Below are 22,320 nucleotides of genomic sequence, written 5' to 3'. Positions count from 1 at the left end.
TTCCTTGGCTGATCCCTGGCTGACCATCATCGGTATCGGCGAAGATGGCCTTGCCGGGCTGTCCGAAGCAAGCCGAAAGGCGCTCAATGAGGCCGAAACCGTCTTCGGTGGTGAACGGCATCTCGCGCTTGCCGGCGTCGGCAGCCGCGGCCGTCCGTGGCCGGTGCCGTTCGACGCCGGTGTCGTTCTGAGCTGCCGCGGCCGGCCGACCGCGGTGCTCGCTTCCGGCGATCCATTCTGGTACGGCGCCGGCGCAGGTCTTGCCGAGAAGCTCGGAGGGGACGAGTGGATCGCGCATCCGGCACCGTCGACCTTCTCGCTCGCGGCAGCGCGTCTGGGCTGGCGTTTGGAGTCCGTGACGTGCATCGGGCTTCATGCCGCGCCGTTCGAGCGTCTCGTGCCGCATCTGGCGCGGGATGCACGCATCATCTGCCTGGTGCGCGACGCAGCGGCGGTCGACGAACTCGCGAAATGGTTGACCGAACGCGGATGGGGCGCTTCACTCTTGTGGACCCTCGTGGCACTTGGCGGCCCACGGGAATACATTGATCAGCATCGCGTCGATCTCTTTGCTGATGATATCGCTGGAAATCTGGTTGCGGTAGCGCTGCTGGCGAGGGGCACGCAAGGTATCCCCCGCAGCTCGGGACTTTCGGACGATCTGTTCGTCCACGACGGCCAGATCACCAAGCGGCCAGTGCGCGCGCTCGCGCTCTCGGCGCTGGCGCCGCGTCCGGGCGAGCGGCTGTGGGATATCGGCGCCGGCTCGGGGTCGATCTCGGTCGAGTGGGCGCTGTGCGGCGGGACGGCGACCGCGATCGAGGCGCGCGAGGAACGCGCCGCAAACATCCGCAGCAATGCAGCGGCGTTTGGACTTTCGCACCGGATCACGGTCGTCAAAGGGAGGGCGCCCGAGGCTGTTGCTGCCCTCGAAACACCGGATGCGGTCTTCATCGGCGGCGGCCTCGATAGCGCGATGTTCGATGCGATCTGGTCGCGGCTTGCGCCGGGCACGCGGCTGGTTGCACATTCAGTCACATTGGAGACGGAAGCGTTGCTCGGCGATCTGCACCAGCGCCACGGCGGTGAGCTGATGCGGGTGGAGATCGCGCATGCCGCGCCGCTCGGCCGCTACCGCTCCTGGGAGGCGGCACGGCCGGTGGTGCAGTGGAGTACGGTCCGATGAAGGTGGCCGGGTTTGGGTTCAGGAGAGATGTCAGTCTCGCTTCGCTGCGCGAAGCACTGCTGGCGGCGGGTGATCCCGAAGGTCTTATGGCGATTGCAACCGTTAGCGACAAGGCTGATGCGGAGCCGCTGCAGGAGCTCGCGCGTGAGTGCGGTGTGCCGATCAAGGCTGTTCCAGCCGATATGTTGGCCGGCATCGCCACGCCGACCCAGTCCAATCTCGTGATGGAGAAGTTCGGCACTGGATCGGTCGCGGAAGCCGCGGCGCTCGCTGCGGCCGGGCCTCGCGCTCGGCTGATTTCGACACGCGTTGTCTCGCAGGATCGCACGGCGACGGCCGCGATCGCGGAAGGAGATGGCGCATGACGGTGCATTTCATTGGCGCGGGGCCGGGCGCTTCCGATCTGCTGACGTTGCGGGGGCGCGACCTGATCGCGGCCTGTGCGGTCTGCCTCTATGCCGGCTCGCTGGTCCCCGAGGGCGTGCTGGCGCATTGCCCGCCCGGCGCGCGCATCGTCAATACCGCGCCGCTGTCGCTCGACGAGATCATCGCCGAGATCGCTGCCGCGCATGCGGCGGGCAAGGACGTTGCTCGCCTGCATTCGGGCGACCTCTCGATCTGGTCGGCGATGGGCGAGCAGCTCCGCCGCCTGCGCGCACTTGGCATTCCGTTCACTGTGACGCCTGGTGTGCCGTCCTTCTCCGCCGCAGCGGCAGCGCTCGAGGTCGAGCTGACGCTGCCGGGCCTTGCCCAGACAGTCGTGCTGACGCGCACGCCGGGCCGCGCCAGCGCGATGCCCGAGCGCGAGAAGTTGGCAGCCTTCGCCGCGACCAGTGCAGTGCTTGCGATCCATCTGTCGATCCATCTGCTCGACAAGGTCGTCGCCGAGCTCGCGCCGCATTATGGCGCGGATTGCCCGATCGCCATCGTCTGGCGCGCGAGCTGGCCGGATCAGCGCATCATCCGCGCCACGCTGGCTACGCTCGATGCTGCCATCGGCACCGAGATGGAGCGCACCGCGATCATTCTGGTCGGCAAGACGCTCGGCGCTGCGGATTTCGACGAGAGCCGCCTTTACGCCGCCGATTACGATCGCCGCTATCGGCCGGTCGGCGCCGAGCCGCGTTTTCCGGAGGGCTCGTGATGGCGGCAGGCCTCGTCATCTCCGCACCGGCCTCCGGCGTCGGCAAGACCACGCTGACGCTGGCGCTCGCGCGCGCCTGGCGCCATCGCGGCTTGAACGTGCAGTGCTTCAAGAGCGGTCCCGATTACATCGATCCCGCCTTCCACGCCGCCGCCACGGGGCGCGCTTCCGTCAACGTCGACAGCTGGGCGATGGATCGCGGGGCGATCTCGCATCTCGTCAGCCGCGGCGCGGACGCCGATGTCGTGCTCGCTGAAGGATCGATGGGCCTGTTCGACGGCGTCGCCGCGCCCGGTGTTTCCGGCACCGGTGCCACCGCCGACATTGCGGAGATGCTGGGCTGGCCGGTGGTGCTGGTGATCGATCCTTCCGGACAAGCGCAGACCGCGGCGGCGATCGCCGCGGGTCTTCGTGATTATCGCCCCGGCGTACGGCTCGCCGGCGTCGTGCTCAACCGCGTTGCCAGCCCGCGCCACGAAGACCTCGTGCGGCGTGCGCTCAACGACGCCGGCATTGCCGTGTTCGGCGCGCTGCCGCGCCATGCCGAGATCAGCCTGCCGAAGCGGCATCTCGGCCTGGTGCAGGCCGAAGAGCAGGCCGAGATCGGCAAGCTGATCGACGAGGCCGCGCGCTTCGTTGCCGAGCATGTCGATCTCGATGCCGTGCTGCGATCGGCCGCCAGCTGGTCGCCGCAACCTGCCGCGAATGGGCTAAACGTGACGCCGCCGGGCCAGCGCATCGCGCTCGCACGCGATGCGGCGTTCTCTTTCGTCTATCCGCACATGCTGGAAGCCTGGCGCGGGGCGGGCGCGGAGATCTCGACATTCTCGCCGCTCTCCAATGAAGCGCCCGACGCGAGCGCCGATGTGTGCTGGCTGCCCGGCGGTTATCCCGAGCTACATGCCGGCAAGATCGCGGCCAATGCGCGTTTTCGCAGCGGCCTGCGCGCCTTCGCCGAAACGCGACCGGTGCACGGCGAATGCGGAGGCTATATGGTGCTGGGAACCGCTTTGACCGATGCGGACGGTGTTCGCCATGAGATGACAGGCCTGCTTGGCCTCGAGACCAGCTTTGCCAAACGTCGCATGCATCTCGGTTATCGTCTCGCGACGCTGGCCGCGCCGATGCCGGGACATCGCCCCAGTGCACGTCTGCGCGGCCATGAGTTCCACTATTCGACCATTCTTGCCCAGCCTGATACGCCGTTGGCAGTCGTGCACGATGCAACCGGCGCCGTCATTGCCGAGACCGGCTCGCAGCGCGGCCACGCCACCGGCACGTTCTTTCATCTGATCGCGGAGGACCGGTGAGCGGATTCGTCTCCTTCATCTCCGCCGGACCCGGCGACCCCGAGCTTCTCACGCTCAAGGGCGCCGCGCGGCTGCGCGAGGCCGACGTCGTGCTCTATGACGATCTCGCCTCCGGCGCGATCCTTGATCTCGCCCGGCCCGGCGCCAATCTCGTCGCGGTGGGGAAACGGGCAGGGCGTCCCTCGACCAAGCAGCACCACGTCAACCGCCTGCTGGTCGACTATGCCGCAACAGGTGCGCGCGTGGTTCGGCTCAAGTCGGGCGATGCCGGCATTTTCGGCCGGCTCGAGGAGGAGCTGGAGACGCTGCGTGAGGCCGGCATCGGCTACGAGATCGTTCCCGGCGTCACCTCGGCCTGCGTTGCCGCGGCGCAAGCCGGCATCCCCCTGACCCGGCGCCACACCTCGCGCCGGGTGCAATTCGTCACCGGCGCTGATGGCACCGGCGAGTTGCCGCCGAATCTGAATTGGGCGGCCCTGGCCGATCCTGAGGCGACGACCGTGGTCTATATGGGCCGGCGCACCTTCCCCGCGCTTGTCGCAAAGTTGATCGCGCACGGCCTCGCTGCAGATACCCCCGCGCTGTTCGCCGAATCCCTCGGCCGCCCCGACGAACGGCTGGTCCGCACCACCATCGCCGAGCTTGCCGAGCAGCTTGCGCGCGGCGGCGCCGCGTCGACGGCCGCCGTGATCCTGTTTGGGGCGCTGGCGGGGGATTATCCGTCATGACGGCCTTGGCCGCCGTTCGCCCCTTGACGCAGGCTCAGCGAAAGGGGCACACAAGAGAGGCATGGTGCTCGACGCAACGCAAAGCGCCGGAGCATAATCGGGAATGGGGGTGGGCGGACCCAGTTGCGGCGCCCAAAACCCCAGCCGCCCCCGCGACTGTAAGCGGTGAGGGACTCCGATCAGCCACTGGGCCGCAAGGTCCGGGAAGGCCGGAAATCCCGGGGAACCGCGAGCCAGGAGACCGGCCCTGCACGTTTTGAGGCCAAGGCCGTCGGGTGTGACGGCAGGAAGGAATTGAGCCATGCATATCGAACCCGGGGTCGTGACGGGCGCCAAGCTCGTGTTGAGTTACGCAACCGGCATCGCCGCAGGCGGCGTTGCGCTGAAGCTCGCGGTGGAAACCGTGCGTGAGCAGGGCATCACGTCGTTCGCGGCGCGGACGCTCGCCACCACAGTCCTTGTGTTCATCTTCTTCGAGATCCTGCCGCACTTCCCGGTCGGCGTCTCCGAGGTGCACTTCATTCTCGGCTCGACACTGTTCCTGCTGTTCGGCGCAGCGCCCGCGGCCTTCGGCCTCGCATTCGGCCTGCTGCTCCAGGGCGTATTCTTCGAGCCGGTCGACATCCCGCAATACGGCATGAACGTCACGACGCTGCTGGTGCCGCTGTTCGCGATCCAGGCGATCGCCACGCGGATCATCTCGCGGAACACCGCCTATGTCGATTTGAAGTATCGGCAGGCGTTGGCGCTCTCGACGACCTACCAGGCCGGCGTGATCGCCTGGGTGGCGTTCTGGGCGCTCTATGGCTCGGGCTTTGCGATGAGCAACCTCGCCAACATCGCGACGTTCGCGGCGTCCTATGCGCTGGTCATCGTGATCGAGCCGCTCGCCGATCTCGCGGTACTGGCACTGGCGAAGTCGCTGCGCGGCGTCACCGCGCCCGGTCTCGTCACCCCGCGCCTGCATAACGCGGCCTGAGAGACAAGCGAACGGGCGGCCAGCAGGGCCGCCCGTCGCGTTCGCGATGCTCACGCTCTCCCTGATAGGTATCGGTTGCGGCGATCCCGACCAGCTCACGCGCGCCGCTGTTCGAGCGATCAACGCCGCCGATCTCGTCCTGATCCCGCGCAAGGGTGCCGCGAAGTCCGATCTCGCCGATCTCAGGCGGACGATCTGCGCGGATGTGCTCACCAGAGATAACACAGCCATCGCCGAATTCGACCTTCCCGTGCGCGATGCAGGTGAGGCGGAATACCGCAAGGGCGTGGACGATTGGCACGATGCGGTTGCCGCGACTTGGTCGAAAGCGATTGCGAACCATCTCGAAGGCGAGGGCAAGGTTGCGCTGCTGATCTGGGGCGATCCCTCGCTCTACGACTCCTCGCTGCGCATTGCGCGGCGGCTCAATCCCTTGCCTGACATCGAGGTCGTGCCCGGCATCACCTCGATCCAGGCGCTGTGCGCGGCGCATGCGCTGCCGCTCAACGATATCGGCGAGCCCTTTCTGGTCACGACGGGGCGGCGTTTGCGCGAAGGCGGCTGGCCGGCAGGGGTGGATACCGTTGTTGTAATGCTCGACGGCGGCACGGCATTCCAGTCGCTTGATCCAGCCGGGATTCAAATCTATTGGGGCGCCTATCTCGGCATGCCCGACCAGATCGTCATGTCCGGCGTGCTCGCCGAGGTTGGCCCGCGCATCGTCGCGGCGCGGCAGGAAGCGCGCGAGCGGCATGGCTGGATCATGGACAGCTACATTCTCAAGCGCAGGCCGTAAGCGAGGCAGCATGCTCTCCGAATGGGTCACCCGAAATTGCCCCGATGTCTCCGCCGTGCATCGCGAGGCGGCGATCGCACGGCAGGCGCAACTGACAAAGCCGACCGGTGCACTCGGCCGGCTGGAGCAGCTCGCAATCGAGCTTGCGGGCCTGCAGGCGACCGAACAGCCGCGTGCCGCACGGGTGCCGATCATCGTCTTCGCCGGCGACCACGGCATCGTCGCGCAGGGCGTCTCGGCCTATCCGCAAGCCGTGACCATCGCGATGATGGCGAATTTTGCCTCCGGCGGCGCCGCGATCTCGGTGCTGGCGCGCGAGCTTGGCTCGAGCCTGGACGTCGTCGACGCCGGCACGCTGGCAACAGAGGCGATGGCGGGTGTCATCACCGACAAGCCGCGCCATGGCACGCGCGATTTCAGCGTCGAAGCCGCGCTCGCACCCGCCGAGCTGGCGTATGCGTTCGAGGCCGGCCAGCGCGCGGTTGCGCGCGCGCAAGCCAATCAGCCCGATCTCTTGATCTTCGGCGAGATGGGGATCGGCAACACGACGACGTCGGCGGCGATTGCTGCAGGCCTGCTCGGCATCAGCGCCGAAGAGATCGCGGGCAGCGGCACCGGCGTCGATGCGGCCGGCCGCGCACATAAGGCCCGCGTGATCGACGCGGCGATCGCGCGTCACGGCGTTGGCGGCGCTTCGCCGGAAGAAATCCTATGCGCCGTTGGCGGCCTGGAGATCGCGGCGATCTCAGGTGCGATCATTGCGGCCGCGCAGCGCCGTATTCCCGTATTGATCGATGGCTTCATCGTCTCGGTGGCAGCGCTCGCAGCAGTACGGCTCAATCCGTCGTGCCGGCCGTTCCTACTGCCGTCGCATCAATCGGCGGAGCAGGGGCATCGGCTGGTGTTGCGCGCGCTGAACGTGCAGCCGTTGATCAGCCTCGATCTCAGGCTCGGCGAGGGATCGGGTGCCGCCATCGCGCTGCCGCTGGTGCGGCTCGCCTGTAGCCTTCACAACGGCATGGCGACGTTCGCGCAGGCCAATGTGCCTGACAGACCTAACTGATCGGCTGATTGACGGAGACGACGCGCCAGCCGCTCGCAAGGCGATCGATCCGGGTCAGCGACAGCGGATCGACCACGAAGCGCAAGGCGGCCTGCGGCGTCAGATCCAGCGCGATGCAGAGCGCGGCGCGGATGGTGCCGGAATGCACGACGAGCGTGGCCGATCCGGCTGCGATCCGCGACAGACCCAGCCGGACACGCGCGACCTGATCCGCAAAGCTTTCGCCGCCCGGCGGCCGTCCGCCAGCCGGATCGCTCCAGAACTGCGCATAGGCCTCGCCGCGGGTCGCCTCGAGTTGGTCATGGCGATGGCCGGTCCAGTCACCAAAATCCTGCTCGCGGAATTCACTGACCAGCTTCGGTTCGAGTCCCAGCGCGCGTGCCGTCTCGATCGTGCGCCGCGACGGGCTGGCATAGCCGGCGGCATCCGGTGGCAGGCGCCGTCGCACAGCGTCCAGTTGCACGCGATCGCTGAGATCGGCCGGCGCGTCGGCGGCATGGATGGTGCCTGTGACGCCCGCGACGGGCGCGTGCCGTATCAACCAGAGGAAGGTCTCGCCTTCCATGCTCATCTCCAAGGAAGTTGGTCGTTGTGGCCATAACGCCGCAACTGGCACATTGACTCTGTTGTGATGGTAATCCTAGATGCTCGCGACGGTTTTCCCGAGAGGGAATGAAAAGGGAATACGGTGCGGGGACATTGTCCCCAACGCCGTGGCTGCCCCCGCAACTGTGAGCGGATAATCCTTCGTCAGAAGCCACTGGGTCCTCGGTCCCGGGAAGGCGACGAAGTGGTGATGACCCGCGAGCCAGGAGACCTGCCGTCAGCCGTGGTCACACGCGAAGATGTCGGTCGGGGAGTACAGACATTCGGCTTCATCGGACGGCTGAAGAGCCAAAAGGTGAGACCTCGTTCGCTGTGACGTGCCACTGACGTCATACCGAGGTCCGAAAACCGTGTCTTCCATCCGTATCGTACGACCGCGACAATTCCTGCTCGCATCCGCTGCGCTCACATCCCTTGCCGCGCTCGATCTGCCCGCTGCGCTGGCGCAGCAGGCCCGTGAACCCCTGCCGCCGGTCGAAGTATCGCCGGCCCAATCCCGCACGCAGGCCAAGCCTGCCGGCCGGGAGGCGCAGAGCACGCGCCGGGCAGCAGCGCGCAGGCCGGCGGCCGCGGCAGCGATGCCGAAGCCCGTCGTGCCGGCTACGGCACCCCCGACGCCGCTCAACAGCAACGCCGTGGCCGAAAGCGCTTCGCGGCTCGGCCTGACGGTGCGACAGACGCCCGCGACCGTCGAGGTGATCTCCGCCGAGACCATGCGCGAGCAGGGCTATCGCACTGTGTCCGACGTGGCCCAGGGCGCGGTCGGCGTCACCGCCGGCGATAATCCGGCCGAACCTTCCGCCTTCTCCATGCGCGGCTTCACCAACAGCCAGATCAACACGCTCTACAACGGCATCAAGATCGGCCCGCAGAACATGACCTCGCGGATCATGGACACCGCCAATCTGGAAGCCGTGGAATTCCTGAAGGGGCCGGCCTCGCTGATCTCGGGTGAAGGCGCCGCCGGCGGCGCGATCAATTTTGTGACCAAGCAGCCGCACACGGGACCGATCCTGAACGAAGCTGATTTCTCCTGGGATTCGCTGAATTCGTTCCGCGCGCATTACGGCTCGGGCGGCAGCACCAACGTCCAAGGCCTCGACTATCGCTTCGACATCAGCCGTTCCGCACTCAACGGCTTTGCCGACGACACCAACACCAAGATGCTCGATGTGTCCGGCCAGCTCAATTACCGCATCTCCGACAGTCTCAAGATCTGGGGCGCGATCGAATATCGCGAGGACCGCTCGAAAGCCTATTGGGGCGCGCCGCTGGTGCCGATAGCCTTCAGCGGCTCGCATGCGACGTCGGGGATCGTCTCCGGCAACTACTTCAACAGGACCGACCTGGGCGCGGTCACGATCGACGACCGCACCTTCAACACCAACTACAACGTCCTCGACAACCGCAACGTCGCGCAGGAGGTGTGGCTGCGCGGCGGCTTCGAGCTGAAGCTGGCGCCGGACCTGACGCTGAAGAGTCAAGCCTATGGCTACGGCGCGGAGCGTACCTGGTTCAACAACGAGATCGAGGCGTTCGATTCCACCAACAACCAGGTGTATCGCGAGCGCTTCTATGTCGCGCACAGCCAGCGCCTGGTCGGCAACATCACCGATTTGATCTGGGACGCGAATATCGCGGGCTTCGACAATCGCTTGGTCACGACGCTGTCGTCGAGCTATCTTGATTTCGTCAGGCCGGGCGCGGCAAACTTCCCGAACGATTATGTCTCGCTGGTCGATCCGAACCGCGGCTTTTACGGCCTGCTGACGACGCAGCAGCAGACCGCGCGGATCGACAACGAGGCGCTGTCGTTCGAGGACCGGCTGAAGCTGACGCGGACCTTCGCGCTGATCGGCGGCCTGCGCGTCGAGCATATCGGGCTCGACCGCAATTCGACCGATTCCGCCGGGCTTGTGAGAGCCGGTTTTCCGTTCACGAAAGACTGGGCGCCGGTGACGGGCCGCATCGGTTACACCTGGGAGGCCGTGCCCGGCCTGACCTTCTTCAGTCAGTACGCAACCGGCGCCGACGTCGCCGCGAACACCAGCTTCCTGCTGTTGCCGACCCAGCCGCTCGATCTGACGACCTCGCGTACCTACGAGACCGGCGTCAAGCACCTGTTCTGGGACAACAGGGCGGAGTGGTCGTTCTCGGCCTACGACATCGTGCGCAAGAACGTCTATGCAGCGGCGGGCGGCATGGCGCTCAACATCGCCGGGCGCCAGGAATCGAAGGGCGTCGAGCTTGCCGCTTCGGTTCGTCCGATCGATCCGCTGCGTCTGTGGGGCAACATCGCCTATGTCGATGCCCGCTATGCCGACTACAATTTCGCCGGCGGCTCGTTCTCCGGCAATACGCCGCCGAACGTGCCGCGCATTGTGGCGAATGCTGGCGCGTCCTGGCGCTTCTTCACGCCCTGGCCGGTAGAGCTCGGCATCACTGGCCGCCATGTCGGCGACCGCTACAACACCGATGCCAATGTCGTGACGATGAAGGCGTATACCGTCGCCGACGTCTATGCCTTCGTCGATATCCCCAAGACGGTGTTCAGCGCGGTCGACCAGGCACGCCTGACCTTCCGCGTCCGCAACATCACCGATAAGCGCTATGCGATCTGGGGCGATCCGTTCTATCCCGACCAGATCCTGCTCGGTGCGCCCAGGACCTACGAGCTCTCGGCCGCGTTCAAATGGTAGGGCACTGAACGCATGATGGGCGCGATCGTCCTTACGCATCGCTGGCTCGGGATCGCGTTCTGCCTGCTGTTCGCGATGTGGTTCGCGACGGGGATCGTGATGCACTTCGTGCCGTTTCCGTCGCTGACAGAAGCGGAACGGTTTGCCGGCCTGGCGCCGGTGGATCGCGAAGCGGCGAGGATCCCGGTTGCGGCGGCGGTCGCTGTGAGCGGGGTCGTGGACGCCGTGCGCGTTCGGCTGATCCAGCGGAGCGATGCAGCGGTCTACATTGTGTCGGGATCATCGCGCGTGCGCGCGGTCCGTGCCTCCGACGGAGCGGATGCGTCGGTCGCAATGGCCGATACCGCGCTTGCCATCGCGCGGGAGCACGCGCGCAATCGCGGGCTCGATGCCGCGCCGGCCGCGGTCGTTGCCGGTCCGGACTATGATCAGTGGAGCGTTCCGAACGGCTTCGATCGCCACCGGCCGCTGTTTCGTGTGGCGCTCGGCGATGCTGCCGGGACGGAAGTCTATGTCTCCTCGCCCACCGGCGAGATCGTCCTGGATACGACGCGGCGCGAGCGGGGCTGGAATTGGGCCGGTAGTGTGCTGCACTGGATTTATCCGACGGTCCTGAGAAGCAACTGGTCGCTGTGGGATCGCGTCGTCTGGACACTGTCATTGCTGGCCCTGATCGCGGCGATGCTTGGCGCGGTGCTCGGGATCGCGCGGGTGAAGCTGCGAGGGCGCCGGATGTCCTCGCCCTATCGTGGCTGGCACGCGTTGCACCATGTCATTGGCCTCGCGGCAACAATGTTCGTGCTGACATGGAGTCTCAGCGGCTGGCTCTCGATGGATCACGGCCGGCTGTTCTCGCGCGGACAATTGACCTTGGCCGAATCCGGCGTGATGAACGCGCCGCCTGATTGGGCGGCTGCCTCATGGCTCGATCGGCAGCCAATATCGCCCTCGACCCGGGAGATCGAATGGTTTGCCTTCAACGGCAGCGTCTATCGCCGCGATCGGGTGAGCCTCGACCGTCAGGTCTTGATCAAGGCAGGGGACGCGTCCCTCGACGGACCAAGGGAATTTCTGGATAGGCATGAGATCCAGAGTCTCGTGGCGCACCTTGCTGCCGGCTGCGGTGCGGCGTCCGTTCTTGCTGGCAACGACGACTACCCCGCGCAATCGGCTATTGCCGGTGCGCCCGTCTACCGTTCGCGCTGCGGCGACCTCTGGTTCGATATCGACGGTGCCGACGGCAGTGTGCTGCAAAGGCTGGATTCATCGCGGCGGGCCTATCGCTGGCTCTACAGCGCGCTCCACACGCTCGATTTTCCCCTTCTGGTGGCGCACCCGCGTCTGCGCGATACCATCATCGTCGGACTCTGTGCGTTGGGACTGGTGTTCTCCGTCACCGGGATCGCGATTGGCTGGCGGCGTCTGCGGCCCCGACCGACCCGTAGGTCCTGACCGACAGCCGGCCGTTCCATCGGTTCCTCTCTAATCCAAACCGGTCTTGCCCGGTGCCCAATAGGCTTTCGCCCTGATCCGCGATGATGCGACGCCGGCGGCCTTCAGGGTGCGGCCGACGCGCTGGATCGAGGGTGCCTTGCCGGTCAGGACGAACTGTGCGCCGTTTGCGGCAAGGCGCAGCAGCTCGGATTCTGCAGTTGCAAGATGGGTGTCATCGGCACTGCGTGCGATTAATCTGGCCTGGCCGAGGCCGATGGAATCCAGCACCAGTCTCGACTCCGCGACATCGGTGGCTTCGAACAGATGGAGCGCGCCGCCAGCCTGCAGGCTGTCGCGCAACGCGGCCGCAAGGCCGAACGAGGTTTCATCGCCGAACAGAACGATGGGCGCTCCGAGGTCCGCGAGGTCGAACGAGCGGCGTGGACCAAAGAACTGGCAGGCGTTGCCCGCGCGCAAGCCGCTGGCCCAGCGGCTGCCGGGACCATCGCCATGTGCAAAGGCGAGCAGCCGCGTTCTGCCGTTGCCGGCGTCCCACGACATCGGCGTATAGGTGCGCGCGCTCAGGCCCGAGCCCATCGCGACCTGGATCTTGTCGCCAGCCGTCCAGGCGACGTTTCTGAGCGCTTCGCCTTCGAGCTCGACGAGCCGGAAACTCTGCGAGAGCGTCTCAACGCCGGCAACGTGTGCAGGACGCATCAGCCATCGCAGCAACATCCGCGTGAGCCGTCCCTGCGGTGCCCGCGATGGCTCGGACGTCTGTGGCTCGTGAGCGGGCTCGTTCAAATTCGGCTCCATCACAGTTTCACCACCGCGCCGATCATCGGGTCTTGATCGTGAATTCGTTGCCGCGTCCCGGCTCGAACGGCAGCGACAGTGAGAGGTAGCCGTTCTCGGGATCGCGTACGTAGTCGATATAGCCCGAAGCTTCCTCGAGCGCGTTCTCGCCGACGATGAGCGCGCCGCGCTTCAGGTGCGGCTCCAGCAGCCTGAGAATGGGAAGATAGAGAGTGAAAGCGCCATCGAGCATCACCATGTCGACCTCGCCGCCGAGGCCGGAGCTGAGCGTTTGGCGCGCATCGCCGTGCCTGAACTCGACGAGGTCGGCGAGCCCCGCGGCGGCAAGGTTCGCTTGCGCCCGCTCGATCTTGCCGGGTTCGAGATCGGTCCCGATCAGACGGCCGCCACCGATGTCGCGCAGGCCCGCCGCCATGTAGATCGCGGAAATCCCCATCGAGGAGCCGAACTCGACGATGCGCTGTGCCTTGGTGGCACGGACGCACATGTAGAGGAAGCGTCCGAACCGCGGAGAGACGCTCAGGAAATTGTCCGCAAGTCCACGATAGACTTCGTTCAGATCACGGCTCTCGGCGGCGATGGTCTTGCTGATGATCTCATCGCGGCTGTTCGCTTCGTTCGCGAAGGTTTGCATCAGTTGTCCGTCGGCGACCTCCGCTTCCTGGTGAAGGCGATGGAGGACGTCGGCGACGACGCCCTTGCTGAGTGAATCCATGTCGGTCGGCTCCTTAATGCGCCCGCCGGGCGCTTCGGAGCCTGGATACGAAATGGTCCCTCAGACCGCATTCCGCGAACGGGACAATCGATTGCGAATTCCGGTCAGTGTGCGCCGATGCGGCGTTCGGCCAGATATCGCGCCGGCGGCTTGCCCAGCGCCTTGCGGAACATGGTGACGAAAGCGCTGGCTCCCTCATAGCCGAGATCCAGCGCCACCGCCTGGACCGATGCGCCCTGGTCGAGGCGCTGAAGCGCGATCAGGATGTGGAGCTGCTGGCGCCAGCGGCCGAAGCTCATGCCGGTCTCGCGTTGCAGGATGCGGGTGAGGGTGCGCGGGGCGACGGCCATGCGCCGGCTCCAATCCTCGATCGTCGCGCGATCGGAAGGATCAGTCATCATCGCGCTGGCGATCCGGCGCAGCCTGGCATCGGCCGGCATCGGGAAGCGCAGCTCTTCGGCGGGAGCCAGCGACAGCTGGTCGAGCAGCACCGCGGCGATCCTGCCGTCGGCGCCGTCGAGATCGTACATCACCGGCATGTGGGTGGCGTGCACCAGCAAACGCTCGAGCAAGGGCGAGATCGTCAGCGCGCAGCATTGCCGCGGCAGCGCCGGTACCGCCTCCGGTTCGACGAACAGGCAATGCATCTCGACGTCGCCGGCGACGCTGACGCTGTGCGGGACATGCCCGGGAATCCACACCGCACAGCGCGGCGGGACGATCCAGACGCCGTGTCCGGCCTCCAGCCTGACGAGGCCGCGCATGGTCAGGACGAGCTCGTCCTTGCGATGCTCGTGCATGGCCAGCTCCATGCCCTTGGTGACCATCTGGCCCCCGAAAGCGGCGACGGCGCGCGGCACGTTTTCTGGATCGAAATCCCCGAGATCATCGGGGTTCACATGGTCGTCGTTGAGCCGGAAGAAGGGCATGGCAGGTGATGGTCGATCCGAACATGACTGGCGGGTTCGGGCAATATCTGGCCCGCGATCGCGACTTTCAACGCAGGACGTCCGAATCTCGATGGTTTCTAACGAGCTTGTCCAACGGATCGCGGCGCTGCTTGCGAGACGATATCCTCGCTTACTGACCGTACAATAAAGAAAGGCTGTGCCGCCTGGCGTGCATAGCTCATAGGATACAAACCTCGCGTCCGATCGCCTGCAAATTAGACAGATGATTTTAGACGTTGCGATTGCACTGCAACGGACGTGACGGTTTGCGCCGAAAAATCCGTGGTGCGATGCACTCTGCTGGTGTCCAGCAATCGACATCTGCATGCTCTCCGCGCGGGCAGAGCTGCACCAAAACGTGCAACCGAATTTGCGGCTCGCGGCGCCGGCCCGGTGGTTTGCGACAACTCTGGCTCTATCCCGACCTGACCGCTCTGTCGCACACTCGCGGACAATGGCAAGACAAGGGATGCATGATGAGCGCTCTCGGTTGGGCATTGGATGTCGCGATGGACGGTAACAGCCCGGCGTCCGGTTCGGACCTCATCCGTCGCTGCCCTCGCACATGAGCTCCTCCGAAAATCACTGGGAGGTTGGCACCGATATCGGCGGCACCTTCACCGATATCATCGCGATCCGGCGCGATTCCTCGGAGGCGCGGATCGCAAAGGTGCCGTCGCGCCCCGGCGCTCCGGTTCAGGCGATGCTGGAAGCGATCGAGGCGGTGGGCCTGCGCAAAAGCGAGGTCAGGCGCTTCGTCCACGGCACCACGCGCGTGACCAACGCTATCGTCGAGGGCCGGCTGCCGAAGGTGGCGCTGGTCGCGACCGAGGGCTTTGCCGACGTGCTCGAGATCGCGCGTTATCGCCGCCGCGATCTCTACCGTCTCGACATTCCGCCGAAATCGCCGCCGCTCGTGCCGCCTGAGCGCTGCTTCGGGCTCGCCGAGCGCCTCGATCACGAGGGACACGTGCTGAAGCCGCTGGAGCAAGCGGAGATCGAGCGCCTGGTGGCCTGGCTGAAGGAAGCCGGCGTTCAGAGCGTCGCGGTGGCTCTGCTTCACGCCTATGCCAATCCGGTGCACGAAAAAATGCTCGGCGAGCGCCTCAAGGACGTCGTCGCCCATGTCTCGCTGTCGCACGAGGTCAACCCCGAGGCACGCGAATATGAGCGGACTTCGGCGACCGTGTTCAACGCGGCCGCGATGCCGATTGCGGTGGAATATCTGAGCGAGCTGGAGCAGCGGCTGCCGATCGGGCCGGGGTTGCAGGTGTTTCATTCCGCCGGCGCGATGATCCCGATCTCCGCGGTGAAGCGTCGCCCGCTTGTGATGGCGATGTCGGGCCCGGCCGCCGGCGTCTCGGCGTCGGTCAGCATCGCGCGCCACTTTGGCACGCCGCGCATGCTGACCTTCGACATGGGCGGCACCACGACGGACGTGTGCCTGATCGTCGACGGTCAGGCCGAGATGACCGACGGCCGCATGCTCGGCGACAAGCCGCTGCGCCAGCCGATGCTCGCGGTTCACTCCATCGGGGCGGGCGGCGGATCGATCGTGCGCAGCGGCCCGGGTGGCCTGACCGTCGGGCCGGAGAGTGCCGGCTCCGAGCCGGGTCCGGCCTGCTACGGCCGCGGCGGCACCGAGCCAACCATCACCGACGCCAACGCCGTGCTTGGCTATCTCAATCCCGAAACCAAACTCGGCGACCGGATCGGCATCGACGTCCAGGCGGCCAGGCGCGTCATCGAGCCGATCGCGCGGGCGTTGGGGCTGAGCCTGACCGAAACGGCGCTCGGCATCATCAAGGTCGCCAACGCGACGATGGCCCGCGCGCTGCGCCGCGTCACGGTCGAGCGCGGCATCGACGGGCGCGACTGTACGCTGCTCGCCTTCGGCGGTGGTGGCCCCATGCATGCCGCGGGGCTTGCCGATCTCTACGGGATTGCGCAGGTCGTCGTGCCCAGCGCATCGAGCGCGTTCTCGGCGCTGGGCTGTCTCACCGCCGATTTCAGCTTCCTGCAGCAGCAAACCTTGCGCGCCGGTCTCGACGGCATCGATCTCGTACGTGTATCGGAGCGCATTGGGGCGCTCATCGACGATGCGTCGGCGCCGCTGATCGCCAACGGTGTCGCACAGGCGGAGATCGAAATCGAGCTGGTGGCGCTGATGCGTTACGCGGCGCAAAACGACGCCATTCCGGTCCCGCTCGCACTCCCGCTCGACGTGATCAGGCTCAAGAGCAATTTTCTGGCGCGGCATCACGAGCTGTTCGGCTATGCGACGAGCGAGCCCTGCGTCATCGAATCCGTGCGGGTACAGGCGCGCCGGCCGTCGACAACGGTGGTGAGCCGGCCGGCGACGGCGGCCAGGGCGATGTCGTCAGGCACGCGCCTCTGTTCGTTCGATGGCTTCCACGACATCGCGACAGGGATCATCGACCGTGCCTCGCTGGCCGACCCCGTCCGCGGCCCGGCCATCATTGAAGACGCCTGGTCCACCGTGGTGGTGCCGCCGGGCTGGCAGGCGAAGCCTGATGCCGCAGGCAATCTGTTCCTGACGCGGAGGGCAACATGAAGCTCGATCCGTTCGTCGTCGAGGTTATCAGGCACGGGCTCTCCGCTGCGGCCGAGGAAATGAGTCTGGTGATGACGCGGTCGGCGCGCTCGCCGCTGCTGCGCGAGGCCGGCGATTTGTCGTCGGCGATCACGGACGGCCATGGCGGCCTGGTCGGGCAGGGCCGCGACATCCCCATCCACCTTGGCGCGATGGCTTACACGGTCCCCGAATTGCTGAAGGTGGTGCCGCGCGACAGCCTGAACGACGGTGACGTCGTGATCTACAATGTCGGCGCGCTCGGCGGCAATCATCTCAACGACGTCAAGGTCGTGCGCCCCGTCTTCGTCGACGGCGAGATCGTGGCGTTCGCGGTCAGCCTCGCGCACTGGCCCGATATCGGCGGCACCTGGCCAGGCAGCTATTTTGCAAAAGCCATCGACACGTTCCAGGAGGCGATGCGCATCCCGCCGGTGCTGATCGCGACTGCAGCCGGCGTCAACGCGCCGATTGTGCAACTGCTCAAGGCCAATATCCGCGACCCCGAATCCGGCGAGGGCGATCTGCTTGCGCAGATCGCGGCGACCAAGGCCGGCGAGCGGCGCATCGTTGATCTCTGCCGCGAGCACGGCAAGGCGGTGTTCACGGCGACGCAGTCGCGCCTGCATGACCTCTCCGAAATCGAGATGCGCGAAGCGTTGCGCGCCTTGCCGGATGGCGTCTACGAAGGCGAGGACCATCTGGACGACGGCAGCGCGAACGACGCGCCCGCGCGTATCCACGTCAAGATTACCATTGCCGGCGACGAGGCGACCTTCGACCTTTCGGGGAGCTGTGACCGCGTCTCGAATTTCTGCAACACGACGCCGTTCATGGCGCGTTCGGCGGTCGCCTATGCCGCCCGCATCATGAGCGGGCGCGACATGCAGCAGAATGCCGGCGCGCTGCGCCCCCTGACCATTATCACCCGCCCGGGCTCGATCCTGGAGCCCGGCTGGTCGGCCTCCGTCGCCGCGGGCAACCACGAGACGTCGATGCGCATCGTCGATGCGATCTTCCGCGCCATGCAGGACACCATCCCCGAACGATTGTCCGCGGGCGGCGCGACCACTGCGGGCGTCCTGTTCTTTGCGCAGCCGCGGCAGGACGGTTCCTGGAAGATGCTCTACGAGGTCCACGGCGGCGGCGAAGGCGCGCGCCATGACCGGGCCGGCATCTCGGCAACCCGGGTGCATCTGTCCAACACCTCGAACACGCCGGTCGAGGTGATCGAGGCGAACTACGCGATCCGCCTCGAGCAGCAGGCCATCCGCCGGCAATCCGGCGGCGCCGGCGTCCACCGCGGCGGCGATGGAGTCGTGCGTGCTTACCGCATTCTGGCTCCGTCGATGCATCTGACCACCTGCATCGAGCGGATGGTGATTCCGCCGTTCGGCATGCAGGGCGGTGAACCCGGCAAGGCCTGTCGCATCTCGCTTGTCAGGCAGGGCGCAAACGTCGCGATCGACGGCAAATCCAACCTCGTGCTGCAGCACGGCGATCTCGTCACCGTCGAGACTTGTGGCGGCGGTGGCTACGGCGCTGAAGCTGCGGAGTGAGAGGATTGCGATGAGCAAATTATTGCGAACCGGACTGAACGCGGGCGAGAGCGCGCCTATGGCCGTGGTCGGCGGCGAGGGCGTCTATTTTCATCTTGCGGACGGCCGCAAGCTCATCGACGGCAGCAACACCGGCGGCGGTCTCGGTCACCGTCATCCCGCGATGGTGGAGGCGATCCGCCGCGCGGCGGATACGCCCGTGGTCAACGAGGGCTGGACCTGGGTCGGCCGCGAGCAGGCCGCCGACGATCTGATGGCCATCGCCTTTGCCGGCGAGGAGGATTGGGTCGGCGCGGTGCGATTCTGCATCAGCGGCAGCGAGGCCAACGACATGGCGCTGTCGCTCTGCCAGGCCTTGACGCAGCGCTCGGCGCTAGCGACGCGTGAGCGTGCCTATCACGGCATCACGGGCCTGTCGCGCAGCATGACCGTGCAGCCGCAATGGCATGGCGGCCTTGCGGTGCACTCCGGCGGCTCCAGGCTACCGGCGCCGATGGCGTCGGTGCGAATCCTGCCGGCGCCGGATGGTGCGATCTACGGTGGGCCGGCCAGCAACAAGCCGCCACGCGAATATCTGGCCGACGCCACGCGTTTGTTGTCGGATGCCGCCGCAACGATCATCGACTACACCCAGGGCGGCATCTATTACGACGGTGCCTATCAGGACGAGGTGGCGCGCTGCGCGCGACAAGCGGGCTCATACTGGATCGCCGACGAGGTCGTCACCGGCGCGGGCCGCGCCGGGCGCTGGTTCGCGTTTCAGGGCGCCGAAAGTCGCCCCGATATCGTGACGCTCGGAAAGTCGCTCGGCGGCGGCGCGGCCGCGGTGGCGGCGGTCGTGGTGTCGAAAGAGATCGTCGAGCGGTTGAATGGCACGAGCTGGCAAAACTACGGCACCTTGCGCGGCCATCCGATCAGCATGGCCGCCGTCAGTGCCTACCTGAAGGTCATCAGCGAAGAGAAGATTCTCGAGCATGTGAAGAGCCTCGAAAAGCTGTTCAGCCGCCGCCTGCTCGCGATCGCGCGGAAACATCCCAGCGTGCAGCGCGTGGCGGGGCAGGGGTTGCACTGGACGGTGGAGCTGCACGGACCGGACTGGCGCTCCTGGCACGCCGACACCACGGAAGTGCCGATCGCCTCGCGCGTCGCGACGCGGGCGCTGGAAGCCGGCGCGGTGATCGGAACCAGTGGCGAGCAGGTTTCGCTGTTCCTGGCACCGCCGCTCGTCATTTCGGAGCACGAGGCCGACCAGCTTCTGGACGCGCTCGATCATGGCCTCGATGTTGCCGACGAGGAGCACCGATGAGCGCCGATCGCGCCACAAAAACTGTCCAACCCATCCGGCTGGAAACCTTCGGCGGTGCCGCGTTACGCTGCACGCGCCGGCAATTCGTTGAAGCTTTCACTTCCTCCAAGAGATCACCGGGAAATCGCTGATGCGTATCGTCAATGTTGCCGCCGCCCAGATGGGTCCGATCCAGAAGGCCGACAGCCGCGAGGTCGTGGTCAAGCGCATGATCGCGCTGATGGACGAAGCCAAGAGCAAGGGCGCCGATTTGATCGTCTATCCGGAACTGGCGCTGACGACATTCTTTCCGCGCTGGTACGCGGAGGACCGCGCCGAGTTCGACATCTGGTTCGAGCGTGAGATGCCGAACGCGGCGACGAAGACGCTATTCGAGCGCGCAGCGCAGCACCAGATGGCGATGAACTTCGGCTATGCGGAGCTGACACCGGACGGCCATCACTTCAACACGGCGATCCTGACCGACAAGTCCGGCAAGATCGTCGGCAAATATCGCAAGGTTCATCTGCCCGGCCATGTGGAGTACGACACCAAGCGCTCGCACCAGCATCTGGAGAAACGCTATTTCGAGCCGGGCGATCTCGGCTTCAACGTCTGGCGTGAGCTGGGTGGCATCATCGGCATGGCCATCTGCAACGATCGGCGCTGGCCGGAGACTTATCGCGTGATGGGCCTGCAGGGCGTCGAGATGGTGCTGATCGGCTACAACACGCCCTCCGTCAACGCGGAGCGGAGCGAGGAGGGCGTCGAGAAGCGCCTGTTTCACAACCGCCTTTCCGTGCAGGCCGGCGCCTATCAGAATTCGACCTGGGTGGTCGCGGTGGCCAAGGCCGGCAATGAGGATGGCCACCCGCTGTTCGGCGGCAGCCTGATCGTCGATCCCAACGGCGAGATCGTTACTGAAGCCAGGACGGAGGACGATGAGCTCCTGCTCCATCCCTGCGATCTCGATGCCACAAATTTCGGCAAGACCACGATCTTCAATTTCGCGCAGCATCGCCGGATCGAGCATTACGGCCTGATCACCAGCCAAACCGGCGCGGTGCCGCCGCCGGAGAAATGACGCCGATGTCGGATAATGGCATTTCCTTGCGCGAGCTTGATCCGCGCGATCGCTACAAGCTGCTCTGCGGCGTAATCGTGCCGCGGCCGATCGCGCTGGTGACGACATTGGACGAGAACGGGGCGGTCAATGCGGCCCCGTTCAGCTTCTTCAACGTGTTCTCCGAGAGCCCCGCGCTGATCGTGCTCGGCCTTCAGCACAAGCCGGATCACTCGCCGAAGGATACCACCCGCAACATCCATCGCGGCGGCGAGTTCGTCGTGCACATGGTGGACGAGGCGCTGTCGGTCGCGATGAACGATTGCGCGGTCGATTTCCCTTCGGGCGACAGCGAGGTCGCGGCGACCGGGCTTGCGACGCTTCCCTCCGTCGATGTGAAAGTGCCGCGCCTCGCCGCTGCACCCTTCGCGCTCGAATGCCGGCGTCATGTCGTGCTGAACTTCTCGCCCGACCGGGAGCTGCTGGTTGGCGAGGTGCTCAGGATTCACGCTCGCGAGGGCCTGGTCGACGAGGCCAACATGTATGTCGATCTCGACGCTTACCGGCCGATCGGCCGCATGTTCGGCAATCTCTACACGACCCAACGGGATGTTTTTTCGCTGACGCGCGAGAGCCATGCGCAATGGCGCGCGCGGCAGGACGCCAAAGAGCTGAAGGACGCCTAGTGAGCCGAGAACTGCACCGTGCCCAGCGCCATCGTGACGGCCGCCTGTGTCGGGTCGATCACGGGAATGCCCAGCGCGTCTTCGAGCGGGCGGCGATGGCGCGCCATGCCGGCGCAGCCCATCACGATGGCGCGGGCGCCGTCCTGGTCGCGCAGCGCACGGCCGATTTCGATCATCTTCGCCAGCGTGCCTTCGCCCGAGGCGGTCTCGGCAACGCTCATGTTGAGCGGCCGCTCGCCGGCGAGGCGATCGGTCAATCCCATCTGCCTGAGATAGCGCATGTGGCGCGGGATCGAGCGCTGCGCGATGGCGATGACGCCGAACGTTTCGGCGCGGGCGAGCGCGGTCAGCACGCCGCACTCGGCAATGCCGAATACCGGCCGTTCCGTGCCTTCGCGGCAGACCTGAAGGCCGGGATCGCTATAGCAGGCGATGACGAATGCCGAAGAGCTGTTGTCGCTTTCGACCAGCCGTCGCAGCGGCATCGCGACGCCGTCGACGTCGGCCTGGCTCTCAATGCCGAACGGACCCTCTGCCAGCGACTGGCAGACCAGTTCCGGCCCACCCTCGAAACCGAGCGGCCTCAAGGCCTCCTCCAGCCCTTGCGTGACTGCAGGGTTGGAGTTCGGATTGATGACGAGAATGCGTGGCCGGGACATGATGGTCTTCCTACGAAACGGAGATCATTTGCCCAAAGCCTATCACGGA

General features: G+C 66.1%; 20 protein-coding genes and 2 riboswitches. Of the genes, 15 read left to right on the top strand and 5 right to left on the bottom strand.

Annotated elements, in window-relative coordinates:
• The first annotated feature begins 4 nt into the window (after positions 1 to 4).
• The 8 genes from cbiE (at position 5) to cobT (ending at position 7,206) form a co-directional block, all read left to right on the top strand.
• The gene (cbiE, locus tag GGD67_RS05365) at positions 5 to 1,186 is read left to right on the top strand and encodes a precorrin-6y C5,15-methyltransferase (decarboxylating) subunit CbiE (RefSeq protein ID WP_179731488.1); all 1,182 of its coding nucleotides are present in this window, start codon (positions 5 to 7) and stop codon (positions 1,184 to 1,186) included.
• Positions 1,183 to 1,551 (top strand): cobalamin biosynthesis protein, encoded by a 369-nt coding sequence (locus GGD67_RS05360; RefSeq protein WP_018315966.1) that lies wholly within the window; start codon positions 1,183 to 1,185, stop codon positions 1,549 to 1,551. The genes cbiE and GGD67_RS05360 overlap by 4 nt, the downstream gene beginning before the upstream one ends.
• Positions 1,548 to 2,330 (top strand): precorrin-4 C(11)-methyltransferase, encoded by a 783-nt coding sequence (gene cobM / locus GGD67_RS05355; protein WP_179731328.1) that lies wholly within the window; start codon positions 1,548 to 1,550, stop codon positions 2,328 to 2,330. The genes GGD67_RS05360 and cobM overlap by 4 nt, the downstream gene beginning before the upstream one ends.
• Complete coding sequence (locus GGD67_RS05350; RefSeq protein ID WP_179731326.1) at positions 2,330 to 3,640, top strand: cobyrinate a,c-diamide synthase; 1,311 nt, start codon at positions 2,330 to 2,332, stop codon at positions 3,638 to 3,640. Before cobM ends, GGD67_RS05350 begins: the two co-directional genes overlap by 1 nt.
• A complete protein-coding gene (cobA, locus tag GGD67_RS05345; RefSeq protein ID WP_179731324.1) occupies positions 3,637 to 4,368 on the top strand; it encodes a uroporphyrinogen-III C-methyltransferase in 732 nt (243 codons plus the stop codon). The genes GGD67_RS05350 and cobA overlap by 4 nt, the downstream gene beginning before the upstream one ends.
• Before the next feature lie 45 nt (positions 4,369 to 4,413).
• Positions 4,414 to 4,633: riboswitch (cobalamin riboswitch) on the top strand.
• A gap of 36 nt (positions 4,634 to 4,669) precedes the next feature.
• Positions 4,670 to 5,347 carry an energy-coupling factor ABC transporter permease gene (locus GGD67_RS05340; protein ID WP_092256176.1) on the top strand — a complete coding sequence of 226 codons (678 nt, stop codon included), beginning with the start codon at positions 4,670 to 4,672 and terminating at the stop codon, positions 5,345 to 5,347.
• Between the two features lie 46 nt (positions 5,348 to 5,393).
• Positions 5,394 to 6,143 carry a precorrin-6A synthase (deacetylating) gene (gene cobF, locus GGD67_RS05335; protein ID WP_179731322.1) on the top strand — a complete coding sequence of 250 codons (750 nt, stop codon included), beginning with the start codon at positions 5,394 to 5,396 and terminating at the stop codon, positions 6,141 to 6,143.
• A 10-nt stretch (positions 6,144 to 6,153) separates the two neighbouring features.
• Positions 6,154 to 7,206: a nicotinate-nucleotide--dimethylbenzimidazole phosphoribosyltransferase gene (gene cobT, locus GGD67_RS05330; RefSeq protein ID WP_179731320.1), complete on the top strand. Its 1,053-nt coding sequence runs from the start codon at positions 6,154 to 6,156 to the stop codon at positions 7,204 to 7,206.
• Here the strand turns inward: cobT and GGD67_RS05325 are convergent.
• The gene (locus GGD67_RS05325) at positions 7,199 to 7,771 is read right to left on the bottom strand and encodes a histidine phosphatase family protein (RefSeq protein WP_177237092.1); all 573 of its coding nucleotides are present in this window, start codon (positions 7,769 to 7,771) and stop codon (positions 7,199 to 7,201) included. The two genes, cobT and GGD67_RS05325, sit on opposite strands and share 8 nt — an antisense overlap.
• A gap of 72 nt (positions 7,772 to 7,843) precedes the next feature.
• Positions 7,844 to 8,046: riboswitch (cobalamin riboswitch) on the top strand.
• A gap of 116 nt (positions 8,047 to 8,162) precedes the next feature.
• On the opposite strand from GGD67_RS05325, the gene GGD67_RS05320 reads away from it, so the two are divergent.
• Positions 8,163 to 10,511, top strand: coding sequence for a TonB-dependent siderophore receptor (locus tag GGD67_RS05320; protein WP_179731318.1), 2,349 nt, complete (start codon positions 8,163 to 8,165; stop codon positions 10,509 to 10,511).
• A gap of 12 nt (positions 10,512 to 10,523) precedes the next feature.
• Complete coding sequence (locus GGD67_RS05315; protein ID WP_179731316.1) at positions 10,524 to 11,963, top strand: PepSY domain-containing protein; 1,440 nt, start codon at positions 10,524 to 10,526, stop codon at positions 11,961 to 11,963.
• A 30-nt stretch (positions 11,964 to 11,993) separates the two neighbouring features.
• Here the strand turns inward: GGD67_RS05315 and GGD67_RS05310 are convergent, their stop codons facing one another.
• The 3 genes from GGD67_RS05310 to GGD67_RS05300 all read right to left on the bottom strand — a co-directional run bounded on the left by GGD67_RS05310 (position 11,994) and on the right by GGD67_RS05300 (position 14,405).
• Positions 11,994 to 12,662 carry a siderophore-interacting protein gene (locus GGD67_RS05310; protein WP_246784205.1) on the bottom strand — a complete coding sequence of 223 codons (669 nt, stop codon included), beginning with the start codon at positions 12,660 to 12,662 and terminating at the stop codon, positions 11,994 to 11,996.
• A 121-nt stretch (positions 12,663 to 12,783) separates the two neighbouring features.
• Positions 12,784 to 13,476: an O-methyltransferase gene (locus tag GGD67_RS05305; protein ID WP_179731312.1), complete on the bottom strand. Its 693-nt coding sequence runs from the start codon at positions 13,474 to 13,476 to the stop codon at positions 12,784 to 12,786.
• A 104-nt stretch (positions 13,477 to 13,580) separates the two neighbouring features.
• The gene (locus GGD67_RS05300) at positions 13,581 to 14,405 is read right to left on the bottom strand and encodes a helix-turn-helix domain-containing protein (RefSeq protein WP_179731311.1); all 825 of its coding nucleotides are present in this window, start codon (positions 14,403 to 14,405) and stop codon (positions 13,581 to 13,583) included.
• 586 nt (positions 14,406 to 14,991) lie between these two features.
• Here GGD67_RS05300 and GGD67_RS05295 point away from each other — a divergent pair.
• The 5 genes from GGD67_RS05295 to GGD67_RS05275 all read left to right on the top strand — a co-directional run bounded on the left by GGD67_RS05295 (position 14,992) and on the right by GGD67_RS05275 (position 21,612).
• Complete coding sequence (locus tag GGD67_RS05295; protein WP_179731309.1) at positions 14,992 to 17,001, top strand: hydantoinase/oxoprolinase family protein; 2,010 nt, start codon at positions 14,992 to 14,994, stop codon at positions 16,999 to 17,001.
• Positions 16,998 to 18,578: a hydantoinase B/oxoprolinase family protein gene (locus GGD67_RS05290; RefSeq protein ID WP_179731307.1), complete on the top strand. Its 1,581-nt coding sequence runs from the start codon at positions 16,998 to 17,000 to the stop codon at positions 18,576 to 18,578. The genes GGD67_RS05295 and GGD67_RS05290 overlap by 4 nt, the downstream gene beginning before the upstream one ends.
• A gap of 10 nt (positions 18,579 to 18,588) precedes the next feature.
• Complete coding sequence (locus GGD67_RS05285) at positions 18,589 to 19,884, top strand: aspartate aminotransferase family protein (RefSeq protein WP_179731305.1); 1,296 nt, start codon at positions 18,589 to 18,591, stop codon at positions 19,882 to 19,884.
• A 130-nt stretch (positions 19,885 to 20,014) separates the two neighbouring features.
• Positions 20,015 to 20,947 carry an N-carbamoyl-D-amino-acid hydrolase gene (locus GGD67_RS05280; RefSeq protein ID WP_018315982.1) on the top strand — a complete coding sequence of 311 codons (933 nt, stop codon included), beginning with the start codon at positions 20,015 to 20,017 and terminating at the stop codon, positions 20,945 to 20,947.
• On the top strand, positions 20,944 to 21,612 hold the full coding sequence (locus tag GGD67_RS05275; RefSeq protein WP_179731304.1) for a flavin reductase family protein: 669 nt from the start codon (positions 20,944 to 20,946) through the stop codon (positions 21,610 to 21,612). The genes GGD67_RS05280 and GGD67_RS05275 overlap by 4 nt, the downstream gene beginning before the upstream one ends.
• Here the strand turns inward: GGD67_RS05275 and GGD67_RS05270 are convergent.
• Positions 21,609 to 22,271, bottom strand: a complete 663-nt coding sequence (locus GGD67_RS05270) for an aspartate/glutamate racemase family protein (RefSeq protein WP_179731302.1) — start codon at positions 22,269 to 22,271, stop codon at positions 21,609 to 21,611. The genes GGD67_RS05275 and GGD67_RS05270 overlap by 4 nt on opposite strands.
• Positions 22,272 to 22,320: the final 49 nt, after the last annotated feature.

It is taken from the genome of Bradyrhizobium sp. IAR9, from assembly GCF_013408065.1.
GTDB lineage: Bacteria > Pseudomonadota > Alphaproteobacteria > Rhizobiales > Xanthobacteraceae > Bradyrhizobium.
This window is presented reverse-complemented; position numbering and strand designations above follow the sequence as displayed.

What these genes read in the sequence shown, in the direction of transcription:
- GGD67_RS05360 (WP_018315966.1), top strand. Translation starts at nt 1,183, where the DNA reads ATGAAGGTGGCCGGGTTTGGGTTCAGGAGAGATGTCAGTCTCGCTTCG.
- cobM (WP_179731328.1), top strand. Translation starts at nt 1,548, where the DNA reads ATGACGGTGCATTTCATTGGCGCGGGGCCGGGCGCTTCCGATCTGCTG.
- GGD67_RS05350 (WP_179731326.1), top strand. Translation starts at nt 2,330, where the DNA reads ATGGCGGCAGGCCTCGTCATCTCCGCACCGGCCTCCGGCGTCGGCAAG.
- GGD67_RS05340 (WP_092256176.1), top strand. Translation starts at nt 4,670, where the DNA reads ATGCATATCGAACCCGGGGTCGTGACGGGCGCCAAGCTCGTGTTGAGT.
- cobF (WP_179731322.1), top strand. Translation starts at nt 5,394, where the DNA reads ATGCTCACGCTCTCCCTGATAGGTATCGGTTGCGGCGATCCCGACCAG.
- cobT (WP_179731320.1), top strand. Translation starts at nt 6,154, where the DNA reads ATGCTCTCCGAATGGGTCACCCGAAATTGCCCCGATGTCTCCGCCGTG.
- GGD67_RS05325 (WP_177237092.1), bottom strand. Translation starts at nt 7,771, where the DNA reads ATGGAAGGCGAGACCTTCCTCTGGTTGATACGGCACGCGCCCGTCGCG.
- GGD67_RS05315 (WP_179731316.1), top strand. Translation starts at nt 10,524, where the DNA reads ATGATGGGCGCGATCGTCCTTACGCATCGCTGGCTCGGGATCGCGTTC.
- GGD67_RS05310 (WP_246784205.1), bottom strand. Translation starts at nt 12,662, where the DNA reads ATGCGTCCTGCACACGTTGCCGGCGTTGAGACGCTCTCGCAGAGTTTC.
- GGD67_RS05305 (WP_179731312.1), bottom strand. Translation starts at nt 13,476, where the DNA reads ATGGATTCACTCAGCAAGGGCGTCGTCGCCGACGTCCTCCATCGCCTT.
- GGD67_RS05300 (WP_179731311.1), bottom strand. Translation starts at nt 14,405, where the DNA reads ATGCCCTTCTTCCGGCTCAACGACGACCATGTGAACCCCGATGATCTC.
- GGD67_RS05295 (WP_179731309.1), top strand. Translation starts at nt 14,992, where the DNA reads ATGAGCTCCTCCGAAAATCACTGGGAGGTTGGCACCGATATCGGCGGC.
- GGD67_RS05290 (WP_179731307.1), top strand. Translation starts at nt 16,998, where the DNA reads ATGAAGCTCGATCCGTTCGTCGTCGAGGTTATCAGGCACGGGCTCTCC.
- GGD67_RS05285 (WP_179731305.1), top strand. Translation starts at nt 18,589, where the DNA reads ATGAGCAAATTATTGCGAACCGGACTGAACGCGGGCGAGAGCGCGCCT.
- GGD67_RS05280 (WP_018315982.1), top strand. Translation starts at nt 20,015, where the DNA reads ATGCGTATCGTCAATGTTGCCGCCGCCCAGATGGGTCCGATCCAGAAG.
- GGD67_RS05275 (WP_179731304.1), top strand. Translation starts at nt 20,944, where the DNA reads ATGACGCCGATGTCGGATAATGGCATTTCCTTGCGCGAGCTTGATCCG.
- GGD67_RS05270 (WP_179731302.1), bottom strand. Translation starts at nt 22,271, where the DNA reads ATGTCCCGGCCACGCATTCTCGTCATCAATCCGAACTCCAACCCTGCA.